At 53.0% G+C, this 1,887-nt stretch carries 1 protein-coding gene; it reads right to left on the bottom strand.

Features of this window, described 5'->3' with window-relative positions; genetic code table 11:
* On the bottom strand, positions 1-1,887 hold a 1,887-nt coding region (locus B9Y59_RS02890), incomplete at both ends, for an FIVAR domain-containing protein (RefSeq protein WP_198945586.1).

The raw sequence follows: 1,887 nt of genomic DNA, 5'->3' as shown, positions 1-1,887 counted from the left end.
CCCGTACTCTGGCCCGGTGTGCCAACTGCATAAACTCTATAGTAGTAGTCATTGCCGATCTGCGTCACAAACTGTGTCTTCAGAACGCTTCCGTTGCCCACTGTGAAGCTCGGTACCAGCCCGTTTCCATTCACCACGGTCATCTTGAAGCAGTATGCTGCGCCTCTCTTCAATGTGAAGTTTACCGTCGTATCGCTGTATACGCTCGCCTGGGCTACAACTCCCTGCGCCGCTGCGACGGTCGGATTCACCACTGCTCTGCCCGCGGAACCATAGATGTTCCCGCTGCTCTTCGAGCCGGAAGAGCTGGTATGTTTCTTGTTTCCGCTATTCTGGTCGTTATCCGGCTTTGTGGGTTCTTCTCCCTTTGTCGCCTGGATACGCGCTTCCAACGCATTGTATGCGCTTTCAATCTCTTCGGAAGTCGCATCTTCTTTTTCCAGAACTACCTTTGCTGTCTGAAGCGCTGCCTGCAACGCTGCATAATCTGCCGCTGTATAGTCGTTCGCATTTACCTGTTCGCCCTTTGCGATCAGAGCTTCCAACGCTTCCTTATCCGGCGTCTTGCGCAGATTTGCCATCGCTATGGTCAATTCGGTCGCAATGCTGTTCACTTCTTCCTGCGTCGCGTTCGGATCGTTCAGAATCCCCTCGGCCGCATTCAGCGCGTCAGTAAAGGCCTTTTTGACTTCTTCGCTGCTCTCATAGCTGTCCAGGTCTGTAAGAATCTCATTGCCCTTTGCGATCAGCGTTTTCAGTGTGCTGGTGTCTGCCCGCATCGTCAAGCCCTGGATTGCATCACGCAAAGCCTGCTTCGCCGGCTCTACCTCCACCTCGAGAGCATCTTCGTCGTTTACCAACCCTTCTGCGTCCGCTTTTGCCTTTTCATAGACACTCCAGCTGTTCGGCGTGAAGTCTTCCTCATTCAGTTCCGGCAGGCTATCCAACAACGCCTTCAGGCCCTCTCGGTCTCCTGCGGTAAAGGACAGGTAGAACATGGCATCCGTCATGTTCAACCATGCTTCATTGATCTCGTCCTGCAATGCGGTTCTGTCCGCCTCTACCTTGATTGCCGCCTCATAGGCCTCGTCAAAGAGCTTCTTCGCGCTTGGCACCATCGTCGCGTACTCGTCGCCTTTCATAGCCTTTTCTGCACTCTGGATCGCGTCTCGCAACAAAAGCTTGTTGACAATCGTGCTCTTGAACTGCACCGTAGTCTCCGTATTCGGCATATTTAGCACATAGTCAATCGCTCTTGTGGATTCCAGCGCCTCGATATCGATTGCTGTCTCTTCACCGTTCACAATCACAGAGGCTGCTGCAAATTCTCTGCCGTCCACTCTCGGAGCAAAGGTCAGTTGTACTTCATCGCCTGCCATAACATTTGCCGTATAGCTGCCTAGCTTATCCGCATAGGGCGGTTTCTCTCCGTCGACCCACAAAGTCACATTGTCGTCGAACTCAACCAACAGCTTATGCTCAGATGGCTCTTCTGCGGTCAAGCCGTCAATGGCATTTTGCAGAGTCTCTGCTGCATTTCTCAGCTCGTCGTCCGTCGCCGCCTCGTTGTCAAGCGTTGCTCCTGCCGCCTCATAAGCGGACTCGAACGCATTCCAAGCCTCTTCCAGATACTCGCCCTGGCCTGCGTCGTGAATTTTGGTCGCTTCCAGATACAGTTCTTCCAGCTTTTCGCGCGGGGTCTTTTCCGGCTCTGGAACGACGGTTGCATAGGTCTTTGCTGTGAGATTCTCATTGCCATTGATGTTCGTCGCCATCACGCGCAACTGAGTTCCCTCTGCGACATCTTTTTCAACATGGACTGTTGCTTTACCCGGGTTCTCTTGGTTCGGGGTAATGGTGACACCATTTACCGGCTTGCCGAATACA

Origin of the sequence: Anaeromassilibacillus sp. Marseille-P3371 (genome assembly GCF_900169665.1) — a bacterium.
Lineage (GTDB): Bacteria > Bacillota > Clostridia > Oscillospirales > Acutalibacteraceae > Anaeromassilibacillus.
The sequence above is the reverse complement of the archived record's forward strand: the minus strand, read 5'-3'. Positions and strand labels throughout refer to the sequence as shown.